The 20432-nt window shown below is 43.3% G+C and carries 19 protein-coding genes and 1 pseudogene; 12 read left to right on the forward strand and 8 right to left on the reverse strand.

Features of this window, described 5'->3' with window-relative positions; translation table 11 throughout:
* Positions 1-288: 288 nt before the first annotated feature.
* Together coaBC and dut are read left to right on the forward strand one after the other, a co-directional pair.
* The gene (coaBC, locus tag PSI23_RS04650) at positions 289-1533 is read left to right on the forward strand and encodes a bifunctional phosphopantothenoylcysteine decarboxylase/phosphopantothenate--cysteine ligase CoaBC (protein WP_273553979.1); all 1245 of its coding nucleotides are present in this window, start codon (positions 289-291) and stop codon (positions 1531-1533) included.
* Positions 1511-1969 (forward strand): dUTP diphosphatase, encoded by a 459-nt coding sequence (gene dut, locus PSI23_RS04655; RefSeq protein WP_273553980.1) that lies wholly within the window; start codon positions 1511-1513, stop codon positions 1967-1969. Before coaBC ends, dut begins: the two co-directional genes overlap by 23 nt.
* On the opposite strand, the gene PSI23_RS04660 is transcribed toward dut, so the two are convergent.
* The gene (locus tag PSI23_RS04660) at positions 1963-2148 is read right to left on the reverse strand and encodes a hypothetical protein (protein WP_273553981.1); all 186 of its coding nucleotides are present in this window, start codon (positions 2146-2148) and stop codon (positions 1963-1965) included. The two genes, dut and PSI23_RS04660, sit on opposite strands and share 7 nt — an antisense overlap.
* On the opposite strand from PSI23_RS04660, the gene slmA reads away from it, so the two are divergent.
* Positions 2147-2746 (forward strand): nucleoid occlusion factor SlmA, encoded by a 600-nt coding sequence (slmA, locus tag PSI23_RS04665; RefSeq protein ID WP_273553982.1) that lies wholly within the window; start codon positions 2147-2149, stop codon positions 2744-2746. The genes PSI23_RS04660 and slmA overlap by 2 nt on opposite strands.
* Before the next feature lie 292 nt (positions 2747-3038).
* On the opposite strand, the gene pyrE is transcribed toward slmA, so the two are convergent.
* Together pyrE and rph are read right to left on the reverse strand one after the other, a co-directional pair.
* A complete protein-coding gene (pyrE, locus tag PSI23_RS04670) occupies positions 3039-3680 on the reverse strand; it encodes an orotate phosphoribosyltransferase (RefSeq protein WP_273553983.1) in 642 nt (213 codons plus the stop codon).
* 112 nt (positions 3681-3792) lie between these two features.
* Complete coding sequence (rph, locus tag PSI23_RS04675; RefSeq protein WP_273553984.1) at positions 3793-4536, reverse strand: ribonuclease PH; 744 nt, start codon at positions 4534-4536, stop codon at positions 3793-3795.
* 123 nt (positions 4537-4659) lie between these two features.
* Between rph and PSI23_RS04680 the strand changes: the two genes are divergently transcribed.
* The 7 genes and pseudogenes from PSI23_RS04680 to PSI23_RS04710 all read left to right on the forward strand — a co-directional run bounded on the left by PSI23_RS04680 (position 4660) and on the right by PSI23_RS04710 (position 10487).
* Positions 4660-5523, forward strand: coding sequence for a YicC/YloC family endoribonuclease (locus tag PSI23_RS04680; RefSeq protein ID WP_273553985.1), 864 nt, complete (start codon positions 4660-4662; stop codon positions 5521-5523).
* A gap of 189 nt (positions 5524-5712) precedes the next feature.
* The gene (locus PSI23_RS04685) at positions 5713-6978 is read left to right on the forward strand and encodes a tyrosine-type recombinase/integrase (protein WP_273553986.1); all 1266 of its coding nucleotides are present in this window, start codon (positions 5713-5715) and stop codon (positions 6976-6978) included.
* A gap of 93 nt (positions 6979-7071) precedes the next feature.
* Entirely contained in the window at positions 7072-7947 is an 876-nt protein-coding gene (locus PSI23_RS04690; RefSeq protein WP_273553987.1) for a hypothetical protein, read from the forward strand.
* Between the two features lie 95 nt (positions 7948-8042).
* A complete protein-coding gene (locus PSI23_RS04695; protein ID WP_273553988.1) occupies positions 8043-8285 on the forward strand; it encodes a helix-turn-helix transcriptional regulator in 243 nt (80 codons plus the stop codon).
* On the forward strand, positions 8282-8557 hold the full coding sequence (locus tag PSI23_RS04700) for an AlpA family phage regulatory protein (RefSeq protein ID WP_273553989.1): 276 nt from the start codon (positions 8282-8284) through the stop codon (positions 8555-8557). Before PSI23_RS04695 ends, PSI23_RS04700 begins: the two co-directional genes overlap by 4 nt.
* A gap of 18 nt (positions 8558-8575) precedes the next feature.
* Entirely contained in the window at positions 8576-9172 is a 597-nt protein-coding gene (locus tag PSI23_RS04705; RefSeq protein ID WP_273553990.1) for a BRO-N domain-containing protein, read from the forward strand.
* A 160-nt stretch (positions 9173-9332) separates the two neighbouring features.
* Positions 9333-10487, forward strand: a pseudogene (locus PSI23_RS04710) (IS3 family transposase).
* A gap of 316 nt (positions 10488-10803) precedes the next feature.
* On the opposite strand, the gene PSI23_RS04715 reads toward PSI23_RS04710, so the two are convergent.
* Complete coding sequence (locus tag PSI23_RS04715) at positions 10804-11844, reverse strand: TPM domain-containing protein (RefSeq protein WP_273553991.1); 1041 nt, start codon at positions 11842-11844, stop codon at positions 10804-10806.
* Between the two features lie 170 nt (positions 11845-12014).
* Positions 12015-13427, reverse strand: a complete 1413-nt coding sequence (locus PSI23_RS04720) for an MFS transporter (protein WP_273553992.1) — start codon at positions 13425-13427, stop codon at positions 12015-12017.
* Between the two features lie 94 nt (positions 13428-13521).
* On the opposite strand from PSI23_RS04720, the gene PSI23_RS04725 reads away from it, so the two are divergent.
* The gene (locus PSI23_RS04725) at positions 13522-14184 is read left to right on the forward strand and encodes a helix-turn-helix transcriptional regulator (RefSeq protein WP_273553993.1); all 663 of its coding nucleotides are present in this window, start codon (positions 13522-13524) and stop codon (positions 14182-14184) included.
* A 104-nt stretch (positions 14185-14288) separates the two neighbouring features.
* Here PSI23_RS04725 and PSI23_RS04730 read toward each other — a convergent pair whose 3' ends face one another.
* Positions 14289-15212 (reverse strand): PfkB family carbohydrate kinase, encoded by a 924-nt coding sequence (locus PSI23_RS04730; protein ID WP_273553994.1) that lies wholly within the window; start codon positions 15210-15212, stop codon positions 14289-14291.
* Positions 15209-16609 carry a purine-cytosine permease family protein gene (locus PSI23_RS04735; protein WP_273553995.1) on the reverse strand — a complete coding sequence of 467 codons (1401 nt, stop codon included), beginning with the start codon at positions 16607-16609 and terminating at the stop codon, positions 15209-15211. Before PSI23_RS04735 ends, PSI23_RS04730 begins: the two co-directional genes overlap by 4 nt.
* Positions 16610-17283: 674 nt before the next feature.
* Here PSI23_RS04735 and PSI23_RS04740 point away from each other — a divergent pair.
* On the forward strand, positions 17284-18060 hold the full coding sequence (locus PSI23_RS04740) for a GntR family transcriptional regulator (protein WP_273553996.1): 777 nt from the start codon (positions 17284-17286) through the stop codon (positions 18058-18060).
* Between the two features lie 565 nt (positions 18061-18625).
* Here the strand turns inward: PSI23_RS04740 and PSI23_RS04745 are convergent.
* The gene (locus PSI23_RS04745; RefSeq protein ID WP_273553997.1) at positions 18626-20284 is read right to left on the reverse strand and encodes an LTA synthase family protein; all 1659 of its coding nucleotides are present in this window, start codon (positions 20282-20284) and stop codon (positions 18626-18628) included.
* Between the last annotated feature and the right edge of the window lie 148 nt (positions 20285-20432).

The following is a 20432-nucleotide window of genomic DNA, read 5'->3' on the forward strand; positions in this document are numbered from 1 at the left end:
TATCCTTTGTTGTCCTATAGTTCCCCATGACAATGGGAGCCATCAATCAATATTTACTCGATTTATTCGCCCGCTATCCTTATTCACTCATGCTCCGACTATATTCACACTCCAATTCACATTTCTACTATCCCATGATGAAAAAATCATCGCCAGCCCGATTTGCATGGCTTGCGCAGCGCTTCGCAAACTTGTCATTTTTGACTGTCTAAATAGGGGAGATTCTCAACTCAATATTTTCTTATGGTAGAATCTTAAGGAATTGAAACTTACATCTGGACAATCAAAATGACAGGATTTTCCGGCACACAATTTTCTGATAATCAGCTTTCAGGCAAACGCATCGTCCTCGGAATCAGCGGAGGGATCGCCGCTTATAAAACTGCCGAACTCGTGCGCCGTTTGCGTGAACGCGGTGCTCAGATACGCGTTGTCATGACCTCAGCAGCACAAGCTTTCATCACTCCACTGACCTTACAAGCGGTATCTGGTCATCCCGTTTCTGATGATCTTCTAGATCCTGCGGCAGAAGCAGCCATGGGACATATCGAACTGGCAAAGTGGGCTGATTTAATTATTCTTGCGCCCGCCACCGCTGATCTGCTGGCCCGCTTAACCGCAGGCATGGCGAATGATTTAGTCACCACAATCTGTCTGGCTTCCGCTGCACCTATTGCTGTTGCACCTGCAATGAACCAACAAATGTACCGTGCACAAGCAACCCAACATAACCTGAAGATACTTAAAGAGCGTAATGTATTGATTTGGGGCCCAGATGAAGGCAGTCAGGCATGCGGTGATGTTGGACCCGGAAGAATGTTGGAACCCATGGCGATTGTCGAACGGGCAACGCAACATTTCAGCACTGAGCCAGATTTTTCTGATCTACGCATCACAATTACCGCAGGACCAACCCGTGAGGCCTTGGATCCCGTCCGTTTCATCAGTAATCACAGCTCCGGCAAAATGGGATTTTCCATTGCACAGGCAGCAGCAGAACGTGGCGCAGAGGTGACATTAATCGCCGGTCCGGTTAATTTACCAACACCACAAGGCGTTAAACGCATTGATGTCAGTAGTGCGCTGGAAATGCATGAACAAGTTCAAGCTACAGCGGCCTTACAGAATATCTTTATTAGTTGTGCTGCCGTGTCTGACTACCGTTTCAAGCAAATTTCGACAGAGAAAATCAAAAAACAGGGTGATGAAATCACATTTACACTCGTGAAAAATCCTGACATTGTAGCGAGCGTTGCCGCAATGGAAAAAGCTCGTCCATTTGTCGTTGGATTTGCAGCCGAAACCCAGAATGTGGAAGAATACGCCCGCGGAAAACTCAAGCAAAAGAATCTGGACTTGATTTGCGCGAATGATGTATCCCTGGCCGGACACGGTTTCAACAGCGATACTAATGCATTACATCTATTCTGGCATGATGGCAGTGTCCATTTACCCCATAGTGGTAAATTACAACTTAGCCACCGCTTATTAGACGAGATACTCAAACGCTATGATGAAAAAAATCGACGTTAAAATCCTTGACTCCCGCATCGGGCAAGAATTTCCCTTACCGACTTATGCTACACCTGGCTCTGCGGGTTTAGATTTACGCGCTTGTCTGGGTAATGCAGTGGAATTGGCTCCCGGCCAAACTGAACTTCTGCCAACCGGGATTGCTATCCATATTGCCGATGAACAATTGGCTGCCGTCATTCTACCTCGTTCTGGCCTGGGCCACAAACATGGCGTTGTTTTAGGTAATTTGGTGGGGCTTATCGACTCAGATTACCAGGGACAATTAATGGTTTCTGTTTGGAACCGTGGTGATAAAACTTTCATCATCGAACCTGGTGAGCGTATCGCCCAAATGGTTTTTGTGCCCGTAGTACAGGCTGAATTTAATTTGGTTGACGATTTTTCGACGAGCCAGCGCGGCAGTGGTGGTTTCGGTCATTCCGGTCGTCAATAATTTTCCATAAAGCCTGATACCGTCAACCGATTTTCATATTTTTTGCCCACAATGTTTTTGCCTAACATGTTCTCGCCTAACATAGTGACTGACAAAAACATTGTTTTTGTCAGCAATAACGTTGTGGCAAAAAGTAGCTCGATTTGTTTTGCTGTTTTAGCAGGGGTCTTATCAGACATGGCAGAAAAAGAACGTACAAAAAAGAAAAATAGACGCGAGGAAATCTTGCAGGTACTGGCGCATATGCTGGAATCCAGTGATGGCAGTCAGCGCATTACTACTGCAAAACTCGCCGCAAACGTTGGCGTTTCTGAAGCAGCTCTTTACCGTCATTTTCCGAGCAAAACCCGGATGTTTGACAGCTTGATTGAGTTTATTGAAGATTCCTTAATTTCACGTATCAATCTGATCCTGCAAGATGAAAAGGACACTATCACGCGCATTCGGTTAATCCTCGTCCTTCTTTTAGGTTTTGCGGAAAAAAATCCGGGGCTAACCCGTATAATGACCGGTCATGCTCTCATGTTCGAACAAGACAGATTGCAAAATCGCATCAACCAACTATTTGAGCGAATTGAAATGCAACTTCGTCAAATTTTAAAAGAGAAAAAAATCCGTGATGGACAGGGATTCAATTATGACGAGACCGTGTTGGCATCACAGTTACTGGCGTTTTGTGAAGGGATGCTCTCCCGTTTTGTTCGCTCTGAGTTTCGCTATCGCCCGACAACTGAATTTGAAATACGCTGGCCATTGATATTGACCCAGCTGCAATAAGCTACCACGGCAATAGATCATCGCAGCATCGTAAACTCGCGCATTGCATATAGCATGCCTCGCATACGGTAAATGATAACGTGCGGATTTTTTATTAAATTATTTTCTATTAAATTGTGTTAGCATGTTCCAACTCATTGAGTTCACTATTAAGTGGCTCAATAATGGCATCCTTATCGCAATCCTTACCAGTATGTGGATGCCATTTCTACTACTCACCCCGCCCACTCTTGGGCGAGGGATTTTTTTATCAACCTATCGTTCGTTACCAACTAGCAACGTTTACTGACCATCAAATACCGTATTCTTTGCGATAACCTTCCACAGCTTCCAGATGGGATTGCATCTCTGGATTTTCACGCAAATAGCTCACCAAATCATTCAAAGTAATAATGGAGAAAACCTGGCAATCGTAGTCACGTTCGACTTCTTGAATGGCAGAAAGTGTTTCACGTCCACGTTCCTGACGATCCAGACACAAAATCACCCCAGATAGAGTTGCTCCGTGCTGCTTAATGATTTCCATCGATTCACGAATCGCCGTACCTGCTGTAATAACATCATCCACAACCACGACATTACCTTGCAAATGGCTACCAACCAGCAATCCACCTTCACCATGATCTTTAGCTTCCTTGCGATTAAAGCAATAAGGCATATCTATATCATGACGGTCAGCCAGTGCCACAGCAGTAGTCGTCGCAATCGGAATACCCTTGTAAGCCGGCCCAAACAGCAAATCACACTTAATTCCGCTATCCAGCAATGCTGCCGCATAGAAACGACCAATCAACGCCAAATCACGTCCAGTATTAAACAGACCTGCATTGAAAAAGTACGGGCTTTTGCGACCAGATTTCAGCGTAAATTCGCCAAATTTCAGCACCTGTTTTTTCAGTGCCAGCTCAATAAATTCGCGCTGATAGGCTTTCATTGGAGTTTCTCCTCTTTGATTCTTGTCATTCATTACGATATTGCAGGTATATTGATTGCAGATATATTGCAGACATAAAAAAGGCGACTTATTAAGTCGCCTGCTTCATTTATTATGTTAATGGATCTTGTTCTAACGCATCTCGCTGCGCTTCGAAAATAGTATCCAATCCCTCTTTCGCCAATGAGAGCAGTGAAAGCAATTCATCATGACTGAAGGGTTCACCTTCTGCCGTGCCCTGCACTTCAATCATTCTGCCGTCATCCATCATGACGATATTCATGTCAGTTTCAGCCACAGAGTCTTCAACGTACTCCAGATCGCAACGTCCTTCACCCTCAACGATTCCAACAGACACTGCCGCAACCATCGCTTTCAGTGGACTTACTTTCAGTTTGCCATCTGCAACCAACTTATTCAGGGCATCAACCAATGCCACACAAGCACCTGAAATGGCTGCGGTACGGGTACCACCATCCGCTTGAATCACATCACAATCCAGCGTAATGGTAAATTCACCCAGCTTTTTCAAATCGACGGCGGCACGCAATGAACGTGCAATCAGGCGCTGGATTTCCATCGTACGGCCCGTTTGCTTGCCTCTGGCAGCTTCACGGGCATTACGGCTATTGGTTGCCCGTGGCAACATGCCATATTCAGCCGTGATCCAACCCTGCCCCTGACCTTTCAGAAAACGTGGAATTCCTTCGTCAACGGAGGCATTACATAACACTTTGGTATCCCCAAATTCCACCAAAACAGATCCTTCTGCGTGTTTGGTGTAATGACGGGTCATTTTAATAGGACGCATCTGCGCCGCTGTTCTTCCTGCCGGACGCTTTCCTACTAAGCTCATTGTGATCTCCGTTGTTAATACATTATTGGGCGCGCATTATACGGCCTAAAGCGGCGAATGCCTATCCTGCATCTACATGGGGCGTTATAATCCGTCCATCATTTTGTAAATTGGGAACGAATTATGATCCGTAGTATGACCGCTTTTGCACGGCGAGATATCAAGGGAGATTGGGGAAGTGCAGCATGGGAGCTGCGTTCCGTCAATCAGCGTTACTTGGAAACCTATATTCGCCTGCCAGAGCAATTCAGAAGCCTTGAGCCTGTCATCCGTGAGCGCATTCGTTCCCGCCTGACGCGCGGCAAAGTGGAATGCAACCTGCGTTTTGAGCTGGATGCCCGTGCCCAAAGCTCCTTGATTCTGAATGAAAAGTTGGCAAAACAACTGGTTGAGTCAGCAAATTGGGTTAAACAACAAAGCAGTGAAGGTGAAATTAATCCGGTGGATATCCTACGCTGGCCGGGCGTGATGTCTGCCGAAGATCAGGATTTGGATGCCATCAGCACACAATTGCTGGCGGAATTGGATCTGGCACTAGATGCCTTTATCCAGAGCCGTGAAACTGAAGGACAAGCGCTCAAGGCACTGATTGAACAGCGTTTGGATGCAGTAACCGTGGAAGTGGTTAAAGTTCGTCAACAAATGCCAGCAATCCTGCAATGGCAGCGAGAGCGCTTACAGACCAAGCTGGAAGAAGCACAAATTCAGTTGGAGAATAATCGTCTGGAGCAGGAACTTCTTTTATTGGCTCAGCGTATTGATGTAGCAGAAGAATTAGATCGTCTGGATGCCCACATTAAAGAGACACGTAATATCCTGAAGAAAAAAGAAGCCGTCGGCCGCCGACTGGATTTTATGATGCAGGAATTTAACCGCGAATCGAATACATTGGCTTCAAAATCAATTAATGCCGACGTGACGAACTCTGCAATTGAGTTGAAAGTGCTGATTGAACAAATGCGCGAGCAGATTCAAAATATTGAGTAACGTTTCTTAGCAATTCAGAGAAAATCACAAAGCCAGTATGTACATTGTTATAGCTGGCTTTTTTACTATCATAGCATTGCGGAGTGAATCACAGTAGCGCATGATTGGCGTGTACCCAAAGGTGTACCCATAGCGCATTAAGAAAACCATTTTGGGTACACCCCCTACTTTTTCATTGGAGATTGCACAATGCCTAAACTCACAGATAAAGAGATCAGGGCGTGGATTAAGTCAGGTGAAAGGTTCGAAGGGAAAGCGGACGGTAACGGACTATATTTACGTTTTAGAGAAATTGACCGAATTCCATCATGGCGTTTCAGATATAAATTGGCTGGAAAGTCTAGGACTATGAATTTGGGAACATATGCTGACTTATCGCTAGCCAAAGCACGAGAACTCACCAGAGAACTATCAGCCCGTGTTGCTTTGGGCTATGACGTTGCTGGCGAAAAGCAGGAACGCAAAGCCGAAGCACTGGCAAAGATTGAGGCAGAAAAAGCAGCCATAAAGGTATCAGACCTAGCGGCTGAATATTTTGAACGCCAGATACTCCCACGCTGGAAACACCCTGACATACTCCGCAGAAGAATAGACAAAGACATTAATCCTCGCATTGGTCATATGAAGCTGGAGGACGTGAAACCCCGCCATATTGATGAAATGCTCAAGAGCATAGTAGACAGAGGCGCACCAACTATGGCGACCGATGTTTTACGATGGCTAAGGCGCATGTTCGACTATGCCATTAAGCGGCAGATGATAGAGATTAACCCGTGTTCAGCTTTCGAGGTTGCGGACGCTGGCGGGAAAGAAGTATCACGCGATAGATGGCTAACCAGAGAAGAATTAATCATTGTGCTGAGGACGTTTAGAACGTCTACGATCAGCCGTCAGAATGAAATCAGCTTTAAAATACTGTTAGCTCTATGCTTGCGGAAAATGGAACTATGCGGCGCACGATGGGAAGAATTCAACTTTAAAAAGGCTGTATGGCACTTTCCGGCAGACCGAAGCAAAAACGGTGATGCGGTAGATATTCCGCTGTGTCCACAAGTTATCGATTGGTTTATGGAATTAAAACCAATGGCTTGTGGTAGCCAGTACGTTCTACCAGCAAGAAAAATGCAACACCGCATGATCCCACATATTCAGGAAACCACCCTACCCGTTGCACTTGCCAAAGTAAGACGTACATTACCTGCTAGCATCCCTAACTTCACAATTCATGATTTTAGACGCACTGCCAGAACCCACTTAGCCGCGTTAGGTGTTGATCCCTTTGTGGCTGAACGTTGTTTAAATCATCGTATAAAAGGCGTTGAGGGCATTTATAACAGGCATGATTACTTTGATGAACGCAAAGCCGCATTAACTCAATGGTGCGATTTGCTGGTGGCGCTGGAGAAAGGCGAAAATTACAACGTAATCCCGCTAGGTACACGAAAAGCAAAATAACCGAATTAGCCGTATCTAGCCCGACGGGGCGAAAAGTGAGGAAGCCTTACTCACCTGATACGGCAATCCTTAAGGCGCGTAAAAGGTGACGTGATGAAGAAATTATTTAAACTAAAGGAATGGTTTACTTTAGAAGAAACAGCCCGAAGATTAACCAGTTCCTTTGAGGAAGAAATATCTGTGGCTGATTGCCTTTCTTTAGCACTGGATAAGCGACTAACTATATCTGCTCTATTGGATAAATCATCATACGCAGTAAAAAGTAAAGTAAAAACAACAACAATGCGTGATCAGTTTAGCTATTGTATTAAATCTACTACTAGTAACGGTGCTTTTCTAAAAATGCTGACTGGGGAGCGATTTTATACAAATGAACAGCTTGATTGTGAGTATGAAAAGATAGAAAGGATTGGAGGCGCATTTCGTCTAGATAGTGGGATATACGACTTACCCATGATTGGAGCAGAAGAACTTGATGTTATGCATCAATTTGATTTGGCGCAAAATCGGAAACCACGTGAATATGCAAACATAGAGGGAGCATTTCTAAATACAAAATTTGGCATGGTTAATATATTGGCAAGTTTTAACCAGCTTACAATTAAATATAACGGTAAAGAAATGGGTGTATTTGATGCTGTTAAAAATGAATTTGTAGATTATAACGACTATTTCAGTTTTTTTTACCCTGATGATGGGTTAGGTGATGTTGAATTTGTATTCCGTAGGGAGAATATAGAAAAATTTGAGCAATCAGCCCTGAATGATGGAGAAGCAGAGCTTACATTAGATGATGGCTTACTGGTTATTGGATCAATGTTATCAGCCTTAAAGAAAGCTAAACCAGAATCAAAACGCTGGACTCAAGACGCACTAAAGGGAGAGTTAGAAAAAACTTGTCCTATTGGCGCTAGAACTCTGGATAAATATTTTGCAGAAGCAAATAAACGTTTAAAATCAATAAATTAATTTCGCACCGAAAACTCATTTTTCGTTGCGATGACAATTTTATAGAATCATTCTTAAATATGCCTAGTAACCAACAGAACGGAGCTAGGCATAACATGAAGCAGCAACGCAATCCACGTACTAAAAGCAATACCCCATACCCTACCAATGGTAATGCTAGAAAACGCCATACAGCTGATTTTTTAGGCATATCTGACGCAACCCTTAACCGATGGATTAAAGCCAGAAAACTGCCATTACCATTTGAGCTTGAAGAGGGTTTTTCTGTCTTTGACGCAGCCGAGATCCGTGCGTGGGTAGAAAGCAAAAAGCTGCTAGGACGCAAGGTAGCTCAATGAAAAAATTTATATTACCGACCGACGAACAGCGTAAATATATTCTTTCTGCTTATGGTGAAAATGAAAGGCGAATAAGAGAACGGGAACGAGAAAGAATGTCCGGTATTTCTCGCAGCCATTGCCATAAATTGGAAGAATTGGGCTTATTTCCTCCCCGTTGTCATTTTGGCCGCAATTCCTGCGCTTGGCTTTTAAGTGATATTTTATGGTGGGTACGCAACCCGCCAACAGTAGACAATGTGAATAACCCGTATAGCCGAAAATCAAATTAATTAAGACAGGGTAAAAATATGACATCCAAAAATATGGCCTTATCCGGTCAGGGACTCGCTCACGCTGAAAACAGTCAAGAACCTATTTTGAATATCGACTCAGCGGATATCTCGTTTATTAAATTTGAGGGCGTACAGGTTCGAATTTTCAAAAATAACAACGATCCGTGGTTTATTGCTGCTGATGTGTGCAAGGCGTTAGAAATATCTAACGTCACCAATTCTATGAAAGCATTAGATGATGATGAAAATACCCTATGTTCAATAAAGGGTATTACTGATGCTGGGAACCCTATTTTTAATGCCATTTCAGAATCTGGCTTTTACAAACTAATTACCCGCAGTCGCAAGGCTACCAAGCAAGGAACGTTTGCCCATCGATTCGCTAATTGGGTATTCCGTGAGGTTATCCCGTCTATCCGTAAAACGGGTTCTTACGGTGTGCCATTTGCTGCGCTGAACGATTTCACCCGGCGACAGAACGAATACAAAGCAATTGCGTCTCAACGTGGGCGCGATCTTCAATCATGCAAAGGAGAACTAGCCAGCTTAAATAAAGAAAGACGGGAACTGTGGAGAACATACCAGCCTGACCTTTTGGAAGAGGTACTGTGATGGGAATTATTAACTATTGGGATTCCTTGAGGTTAAGGAGTCCTGCTTTCGAAGTCCTCACTTTGGCTGCCCCGATAATTTCGGGTCAGTTACCTGTTGTGCTTTAATAAATTCGGACACTTTGGTAAAGGAATAGAATGACTTTAATTAAGGTGTCTTTATGAAACGAAAATCACCCCAAAAATTTACCGATAATTTTAAAAGAGAAGCGGTCAACCTGATTGTTGAACAGGGCTATACCGTCCCACAGGCAGCTGAAACCTTAGGTATTCCAACAAAACTCCTGTATACGTGGCGGAAACATTATGTTGAGCAATCTAAACTCGGTACTTTAACCCCCGATGAGCGACAGGAATTGTTGCAGCTTCGTAAAGAAAACAAACAGCTGAAAATGGAGAAGGAGATCTTAAAGAAGGCGAGCGCCTTCTTTGCGAGAGAACTGCTGTAAGATGTTGGTTCATAAAAGAACATGCAGAGCAATTTCCCATTTGCCAATGATGTCGCGTGATGAAAGTCAGTCGTTCCACGTTTTATGCCTGGCAGGCAAAACCCGTTCGGTTACTTTCTGATGAGCAACAAGCATTACACCGAAAAGCGACGGCGCTCTTTAAAGAAAGCCGGGAAAGTTTAGGCTATCGGATGTTGGCGAAAAAATTACGCAAAGAAGGCTTTACCATCAGTGACTATCGGACCCGAAAGCTCATGAATCAGCTCGGATTATCCGTCCGACAGCGGCAGCGCTACCGGGCTCCGCGCAAAGGTAAAGCGATATCAACAGCCTGTAATCTACTTAACCGGAACTTTAATCCGTTGGCGCCGAATGAAGTTTGGGCAGGAGATATCACCTATTTGAAGACGCCCGAAGGTTGGTTATATCTGGCTATTGTGATGGATTTGTACTCACGTCGGATAGTGGGATGGCAGATCGCAACGGAAATAGATACGACCTTGAGCAGCCAGGCCTTAATGAAAGCGTATCACTTACGTCAGCCGTCACAAGGCTGTGTTTTTCATAGTGATCAGAGGGAGCCAATATACAAGCCAGCAATACCGGGACTTACTCAGCAGTTATGACATGAGAGCAGGCCAGGGGGATGTCGGGGCGTGTTGGGATAACGCTGTTGTCGAACGTTTCTTTGGCAGTTTGAAACATGATTGGCTATTCAAAACCCATCATGAAAACCAGGCAGAGATGAAAAAAGATGTATTGGATTATCTGCATTATTACAATTTAACACGATTGCACACGGCCAATAATGATTTAACGCCCGTGGAATATGAAATGGCCTTCGTAAAAGTGTCCGATTTTTCTTGAGCAGAACACTTGAAGATGGCTCTCTGGAGTGGACTTAAGTTTGCCCTTCGCTGCTAGCGTCGGGAGATTTCATTTCAATAACTGCCTAAATGACCATAATCAATTTATACGAAAAACGACCACTGTATAAATGAAAAGATTTGTAAATAATCCGTCCTCACGTTTCCACCTGTTTAGCTCTCATGTTTTGAGTGATTTTTTATTATTTTTCATAGCGTTAAACTAGTTAATTACTGAAATTATTTCTATTTTTAAAAATTAAATAGCTAAACTATAGGTGGGGAATAAAATCCCCCATCTATATACCAAAAACCAATTACCAATCGCCTGACGCGCCACCACCGGCACTGCTACCACCGCCACCGGAAAAGCTATCATCATCGTTATCACTTTTTGTACGATCAGAGCCAGAGCCACCAAATAAACCACCAAAAAGGCTGCCAAATAGGTTTTTCAATAATGACAATACCGAAGAGATCACAAAAAACACCAGAATCACAGGCAACATTATGATGAGCAGGTAAAATTCTGCCGGAATGGAAGAGAATAATCCAACAAGGTTCAGCACATAAGTTCCTACAGCTATCGTCAGGGCAGATTTGAGGAAACGCTTAAACCAGTGCCCTGTACGGAAAACTTTCAGTGGCAAGAGGAATATACTCACCAACCAAAATCCTAATAGCATAAAGATGTCCTTACCGGAGATCTGATTGAATACACCACTGTCCTCTTCAAAAACCTTAGCAATCTTTTCCGCGTCTTTCTTTGTTTCCGTTTGTTCGGTCTTTTTCAGCAATGTGCCAATTGAATCAATTGCATCACTAATTCCCTTATAATAAGCTTCTTCTTTGAAAGCCGGTTTCACATCTTTAAATAAAATGAATTCAACCTGACCATCAGTTAATTTCCGATCTAAACCGGAACCGACTGCAATACGCATTTTATGGTCATCAGAAGCGATCAAAAACAAAATTCCATCATTGTGCTCTTTATTGCCCAATTTCCATTTATCAAATACACGGGAAGAAAAAGCCTCAACAGTATCGCTGCCAGTAGTCGGGATAATCAGAACTGCCATCTGTACCTTTCTTTCAGATTGCAGCTTTTTCAGTTGACGGGTCAGGCGCTGGTTTTCTGCTTTCGTAAGAACTTTAGCGATATCTGTCACACGTTTACTTAATGCAGGAACATCAACAACTGTGGTTTCTTTTTTTAGCTCTCCAGCCGATACATTGCTCATTCCAATAAACAATAAAAACAGGATAACAAGGTGTTTTATTATAAAGGCATGGCTTATTCTCGATGGTGTCATTCGGGTACTACAACCATCCTTTGGTATATGGGAAATTACTAACATCAAATATCCTTAGCACTTATTTATGAGATCAATCATTACTATTATATGGATATATCTCATTATGCGTAATCAAGAAAACGGCATTATTTTTACAATAATGCCGTTGATAGTCGAATCAGATAAATATAATTGTATTAAAATCGCAACCACACATTAGTCTTTGCGAGAGATTAGTTATCCACTTTAATTTGAGCTGATTTGTATGCTGTTAATAATGCCAATATTGGTGCAATGGAGAAGAGTAAAAATAACCAATAAGAAGAAGACGCGGCTCCCGCTACTCCACCGGGCTGATAAAATCCAAATAAATTAACGACCATACCACCCAATGCAGAACCAAATGCAGAGGCAAATAACTGCACGGTAGTAATGGATGAACCAGAGATATTTTTATCCGCATCACTGGAAACCTGCAAAATGCGGGTCAAGAGATGAGGCCAACCGAATCCAACCCCGAAGCCAAACAATCCTAACCCCAAAATTATCGGTAACATTATCTGCCACTCACCTGCCGATTGAGATGGCAATAATACAAGTAGCAGCAACATCCCGGCTGACATAAAAATCGGGCCGCTGACAATCGCAAACCGCATCTTTGCCCCTTGCCAACTAGCACTGAGCATTTCTCCTATTGTCCAACCCACTGCTGCGGAGGCAACCATATAGCCAGAAGCTAAGGGGGATTGCCCATGCAGAATTTGCAGAAAATAGGGAATAAAAACATCCCCCGCCAAACCAATCACTAATAGAGAAATAGTAGTGAATAGAATCAGATGAGGAGAACGCAAACTCAGGGCATTTTCAGGCAATAATCTTGCTGAAGCCCGGCGTTCATGAATGACCAACAAAGCGATCAATAGAACAGCTGCGACAATGCCGATAATGTTAAACCGAACATCCTGTGACAAACTGCCTGAGGAAACCGCCAGTACTGCGGTTGATAACAGGATCAATTGCACAATGGGCAATGATGTTTTGGTTTTATTCTGCGCTGTTGTTTTAGGTAAAATCAGGTAGGTGAATACGGCATAACACAGGGTAATTGGGAGCATAATGCCAAAAGCGTAACGCCATGCGTTCATTTCAGCAAAAATTCCGCCAATAGCTGGCCCGATCAAAGTCGCTACCCCCCACATTCCCGAGATCAGCGCGATGGCCCGAGGCCAAAGTGATTGGGAAAAGACGAGATTAACCATCGCATAGGAAAGCGCAAACAAAAACCCGCCGCCAAGTCCTTGAACGGTTCTGCCAATCAACATAACGGTCATCGTCGGTGCAAGGGTACAAATTAAACTACCGGTGAAAAAGATTAGCGATGCAACCAGATAAGCATTCCTTGCACCCGATGAACTCAACAATCTTGCAGAGAGAACAGAGCCAACAATTGATGCCACGACAAATAATGTCGTATTCCAGGCGTAGAGGTTCAATCCTCCAATATCATTTACGACAGAAGGCAGAATAGTAATCGCAATTAAGGTATTAGCTGCCATCAATCCTACGCCCAGTGAAAGTGCTATCGCACTTGGCGCATTTTTGCTGGAAAACAGATCCCTCCAGCGGCTTTCTCCATTCATCATCATGGTTGTTATCCTGAACATAGGTTGAGTTGCGGAAAGTCTTACGTTAAATTAAACAAGATAAAACTTGGAATAAATTAATGTCGGAATCAATAATATGTCAAGCACTTACTTGGAAAATGATGTAATCGTAGGGCAAACAGTGAGTGAGAAGCTATTAATGCTGCTGAAAACTCAAGGTGCCTTACAAGCCTCTGATGCCGGCAAATTATTGGGAACAACGGGAGAAGCAGCCCGCCAGCAATTTGTGAAACTGGCTAAAGAGGGATTAGTTGAAGCAAAATCGGAAACAAGGGGAGTCGGGCGTCCAATACAGCTTTGGCATATCACAGAGAAAGGCCATGCCAAATTTCCTGATACCCATGCAGAGCTAACAACACAACTGATCTCAATTATTCGTAGTCAATTGGGTGAAACTGCCATGGATTTGATTATCAGCGCCCGTGAACAAGAGGCTTTTTCCAATTATAAAAAGGCGATGGAGGGGGCTACAGAGCTACAGGAGAAGGTTGAGCGTCTGGTTTCAATTCGCTGCCGAGAAGGTTATATGGCTCATTATTCCGTTGAGGAAAATGGCGCTATTATGTTTTTTGAAAACCATTGCCCAATTTGTGCCGCCGCCAAGATGTGTCAGGGATTTTGTCGGACAGAGCTGAAACTATTTAGGGAGGTTCTGCAAGCCAATGTGGAAAGAACCGAATATATCCTCAGTGGACACCGACGCTGCACTTATCGCATCACCGCCGCACGTTCTCAATAAAGAGCCTGCTGCTTGGTATAAACCTTGACAAAAACCTACGCAACATTTCAGTTGTGTAGGTTTTTGTCGATATAGATCTTTTTATTGATCAGTTTTCAGGCCATTTAACCAAAGCTAAAATCTACCAGTTCATCCTTGGTCGGCGCACCATTGGCACCAGAGCGGCTGACAACAACAGCGGCAACGCGGTTTCCGAGATCTACAGCATCGTGTAAAGACATGCCCTGCGATAATCCCGCCAACATTCCACCACAATGTGCATCACCTGCGCCAATTCGATCCTCAGCCTTGACCTTATAAGCAGGAACATATTCTGGTTCGCGCTTGGGCTGGCATATCCATGCCCCTTCAATGCCTATCCGAGCAATAATCGTGAAACCATGTTCATTGGCATAACGGCTGGCCTGTGTCATTGAATCCCCTGCACCACACAGTAAGGCAATCTCATCTTTGTTTAAGCTGAGTATTGTTCTTTCCACAGGTAACGCTTGAATAAATTCAGGGTCTATATCAAGCAAGCGAGGGCCAAAATCCAATACCAAAGTCAGCCCTGCCGGAGAGGCCAGCAGCCATTCACGCAAATCCCCTGCTTTTAGATTGGCCAGTTCATAGCCGCTGGAATAGAGATATCCCTGCTCAGGAAGAGGGATCGTCGCTAATATATCTTTATGCCAAGCGTCGTCACAACCAGGAACGGAGACATAAACGCGCTTGCCATCAGGCTGCATCATGGCAAAACACCAACTATTGTCTTTTGTGGGATGACGTAGAGTTACCTTCAACCCAAGGTTTTCCATTTCTGTTGCTACACATTTACCCCAAACGCCATTACCTACAAATATTCCATTGATAACTGGCGTTTGAAGACGGCACAGAGCACGCGCCACATTAAATGCACAGCCACCGACTTGCCGATCAACTTCCTCAGCTTCCCAATATTCACCATCATGAAATAATTCGGGTAACCTGAGAACAATATCTCCTGTCGCCGACCCCAATACAACAATGGGTAGTAGAGGCTCCTTCATTTTTTGTACCTATTCAGCATCAAATACAGACCATAACAGATAAAACTGACGAAAAATGACAGGAATAGCCCAAGGCTGGAATTGGCAAAAATTCCCACTGCCCACGGGCCACTTATAAAGTCATTTTGCGTCACCAGAACACCAGCCAATGCTCCCAGCAGCCAGCACAAAATGGGGATCCATTGGATGCCACCATTCGGGCCAATATAGTTAAATAACTTATCCGAACAATACCCCTGTTTGCGGCGGATCACGATGTAATCAAGCAAGAATACCGCTTCCCACGATGCCAAAAACACGCCGCAGAATATCAAGAATGCGACAAACGGCCCCATGAAATCACCGGTAACAAAAAGAGTATAAATCGCAACGGTCAACACAATAACGGAATCAATGGTAACAGCATGAACTCGTTTAATTTTTATTCCCAATGTCAACAAATTCAAACTGGCAGAATAGAGACTCATGACTGCCATTGTGACTATCCCCGCAATTGCCGTCATTAAGTAAGGGATCACCATCCAATCCGGCAAGATAGAGCCAATATGAGCAATCGGATTCTCTGATTTAGGAAGGTCAGGCAATTGAACGGAGAGCAGGATCCCCGTAAACAATAGCAATACCAGGGGGATCATTCCGCCTGCGGTTACCGCCGTAAAAATTTTTACTTTGGAGGAATTGTCATTTTGATAGCGACTATAATCAGCGCTCGTAGCTGCCCATGCAATACCACTACCGGCAGCAACCACCGAAACAGCGGGCAGGAAACCCGTTAGCCAACTGCCTGATGGCATGGTTAATACAGCTTCCCATTCTGTTGTGAACAGAATATAGAACACGACAACAAGCGTCATTACGCCGAAAATTTTGGTAACCCACCGCTGCATGGTGATGACCATCTCTTTTCCCAATAAAGTGACACCAATTGACAGCCCAGCAAACAATACCATGCTAATCACAGTCAAAAGTGTACTTTCACTGAGCCCGCAAGCCTGAAATAGCGCAGAAAGCGTCAAGGTACCGGTAACAATATTGATGGATTCCCATCCCATGGATATGAACCAGAAAATCACCGTCGGCGCAATATTTCCCTTAATACCAAAAATAGTCCGGGAGAGGGTGAGAGTCGTGGTTCTTCCCAATTTGCCACTGAAACTGATATAGCCAACTAACGCAAAGCTGGAAAGGCCAATCAGTGCTGCGAGTACAGATTGTAGAAAAGAGAGTTTAAAAGAAACGATAATGGCACCGTAAACAATGCCGAGGATGCCAATATTGGCGGCTGACCAGACCCAGAATAGATCCAGCGGTGAACCTGTGCGTTCTGAAGGAGGGACAATATTTATACCAGTGCGTTCTACCTTCCAGAACCGATGACGCTTTTGTTGTGTACCCATTATGTTTTCCATCACTGTCTTAAGGCCAGGCTTAAGACACAAGGCGAAAAACCCTATCTGAGTTGAACTTCACTAACTTATACCATTTACCTCAGCAGGGAATATGAAAATATCGGATGACGTCCTGAAAAATGGCTCTGGTCATGGCTACAATGGTTCTCTTTCCCTAGGTTGGCGCAATCACACACTTTACCGGAGTACCAAAAAATAGCGCCATGACCGGAGCACTACGTTCCGGCTTGATTGACCCAGCAAAGAAGTCAATTAAGCCGGTGTTTCTTCAAGCACAACTGGCAACAGGACGCCTGACTTACCACGCCACGCTAGGGCGGATGTCAGACATCCGCCCTAAGATTGAAGAACACATAACGTTTCTGTATATCCTTCATCTTTCGAGCTACAGCGCTGTTGGATGTAATGCGAAACATATTGGATATACAGCCTTAGCAAATAGATCAGGTAGTTTCAGAAAACAGTTTTAGAAAAACGCTCTAGAAAAAAGTTCCCAAACTCCTGACTTCTTATATAAGCAGGATTTATACTTTATCGATCAATTAAGGCCAATGAAAGTCCAATTTCGTCATTATGTGATGCCAATCTAATTCCAATACACTCTATACCTTGCTGTACAGGCTAATGTACACTTAGGCCATCAAATAACTGGGGTTAAAAAAATGCTGAATCACTTTGTTGACTGGGTATACGAACAACTTGAAAAGAAAAGCAATAGTCCTCGTTATATACAACTACAGAAAGCCATTGAAATGGCAATTGAAAAGCGGTTATTGCATGTGGGTGATTTTTTACCACCAGAACGCCGATTAGCTGAACTTCTCAATATATCTCGAGTAACAGTCAGTAAGGCAATGCAGATTCTGGAAGAAAAAAGGGTCATCATACGCCAGCAAGGTATTGGTACTCAGGTTGCCAAACCGGGATGTTCTTCACTTAATCAAGCTGTTGGTTTCACCTCTCAGATTATTAAAGAAGGAGGAACGGTATCTAATTACTGGCTATCGAGAAATATCATTCCCGCACCGGAAGAGATTGCGAAAAAACTGTCGATTAACACGGGTGAGCCGATCGCTGAGCTACGTCGTATCCGCCTTGCCAACGGTACGCCGGTTTCCCTTGAGAATACCTATATTCCCCAGCACTATCTGCCTCATCCTGAGCTATTGGAAGGTTCCCTGTATGTACATTGGGAGGAGCAAGACATCCACCTCACCAACGTGAATCACAAAATCAAAGCCATTTCCTGCCCTGCAAATCTGGCGATATTACTCAATATCGCTGAAAGCTCGCCATTGCTACAAATTCACCAAATAAGCCTGAATAACCAAAATGATATCATTGAGTTCAGTGAAATTTTGTGTCGTGGTGATATTTATGGGCTAGATTTCAATTCTCCTCAAAATATCGATATCAGTTACATACATAAAAATAATTAATACATATGACTATTTGCAAATCATCCCTCCCTTCTCTTGAAGGGAGCAATTCAGCCTTAAAATCCGCTTATAATTTCTAGTTAATCACCTACACCCTGTCATTAAAAAATGACATTTTTGCACAAAAAACAACATTTACAGATCAATAAAAGACCAATATATTGTTTTTAAATAAAAATATTACTTTAGTTTTTATAAAATACATCCTTAGCAAAAACATCATTTGCACATTCATTAAATATTCAATAAAACAATCAGTTATATTAATTAGGTGTCAATATTTCGGAGATTTCAATTCATCGGAACAAAATAAAAACAGTCAACTGAACGATAAGTGATATATCATCTTTTACTAGGGGGATTATTTGTGAAAGATATTAGTGAATTATATTTAAATTCTATGATGCCGTTTTAGAATTCATGGCCGGGCCAGCTAGATATTCACAGAGTAATGCATCTTTTCAAGACACCTCTTCAACATCCCTTCTGTCAAACAACATCATCGACAGAAGGGGCAGTGAGGGAAAGTAACAATGAAAGCAAGGGAAACAGCAAAAGTTATTGCTTACTTACTGATTCCAACTGATGCCGCCTCCAACTGCTGGTAAATATAATGCTTATAACTCTCCACCAGCGCATTGTCCTGACAATCATCCAGCGCACCATCACATAAATGACGCATGAGCATATTGGCTTGGTAAAACTCAGGAGCTTGCAAACGAGCACGCTCCAGAATCATTCCGCCAAGAAAGGAGATATCAGTCAATTTGCCCGTTGTTATTGACGCTCCCTGTTTCAGGTTATCCCGCAGGGTAAATTGAGTCACATGTGCGGGATCAAATAGCGAAGAATTATAGTGCTCAAAGTGGATGTTCGGTTGATGATCTCCAAAATAGAGGAAAACGGTGGGTTTACCGCGATGAGCAACGAATTCACTGAAATCCTTGATAGCCGGATCAGAAGCCACGATTTTTTCCATATAATGACTAAATTTACCTACCACCGTTGAAGGCTCAACTTTGCCAGCCAAACCATAATCATCATCATGGCTCTCTTCATAAGGGCCATGTTCATACATTGTCAGAGAAAAAATAAAAATCGGCTTATCTGTTTCCTTCGTCAAGATGGTTTTCACATACGACAACATATCTTGTGTCGAGATTTTCCATAAATTTTCTTCCATGTCTGCCGGATAGCCCAGCTCCTGCGGTTGGATAATCCGATCAACGCCCAGAGTTTTGTAAGCATGTCCCGCATGATAAGCAGACTTATTAAATGGTGTCAGAACAACCGTGTAATAACCATTGTCTTTCATTACGCGGAACAGGCTATTTTTAAGGTGATCAACGACAATGTAAAACACCGAATTTTTATTGGGTTCAAAATCCTCTGTATTCAATCCGGTTAAAACGGAGAATTCAGATAACCATGTTCCGCCCCCAAAGGTCTGTACCCTGAGTGGACTTTGGGTACTGACACCCGCATCACGCTGGAACATATAAAGATCTGGTAATTGCACGTTGGCGGGTAACTGGTAAATATGGGGATTAACGGTGGATTCCTGTAACAATACAACGACATCGGGTTTAACGTCTGACTGGGGTTCAGGCAACGTCACTTTTTTCGCCTGTTGTAAGAAATAATCAGCAGATGAGCCAAATTGCGGCGGCTGATATCGAGAATCCGAGGCAGACATCACCATATTGGTCATCGTTCCCCGTCCTTTCGGTAATTCACTTTGCCATTCAGTATGGTAAGCATTAACCGTCAGATTAATTCCCCAGATACTTACTGCCATCAAAACGATACTGGCGAGTCGCCATTTGATCCCACGTACAGAAGGTGCCGATTTCCAACTCAATATCATGTTGAATATCAACCAGATAAGCATCGCTACTACAGCGATACCTGCCAGCCAATAATGGTGTAAAGTCTCCTGATTTGAAGGATCCAACATGACATTTAAATCAGAAAACAGTAATTGCTCTTTATAGTAATGAACTTTTATCTGGTTGAGAAATTTGAGGATGATAAACAAAGTTCCAGTTAACACCGCCGAAAATAACCAGCGCGCTGAAATTAAAAAAGCCAGGCCAAAGATGACGCCAAATACGCCGACAGACACCAGTGCAGGATAAATATCTCCGCCCTTTTCAAACACTAATATCAAGGAAGCAATCAACAGCAATCCCAGATAAATCTTCGAGATTATCTTTTTTTTCATACTCTATTGAATTCCACACATGAGTTTAGTTTGACAACTCATTGAAAAATAGCACAGGTTGTAAAATATACCGCAAATAAAATACAGCGGATGCGCTCAGTGAAGACAGCATGAATTCAAAGGAGTTCAACTGCGGCTATTGAAAACA

Origin of the sequence: Xenorhabdus yunnanensis (assembly GCF_028598805.1) — a bacterium.
In the GTDB taxonomy this organism is placed as follows: Bacteria; Pseudomonadota; Gammaproteobacteria; order Enterobacterales; family Enterobacteriaceae; genus Xenorhabdus; species Xenorhabdus yunnanensis.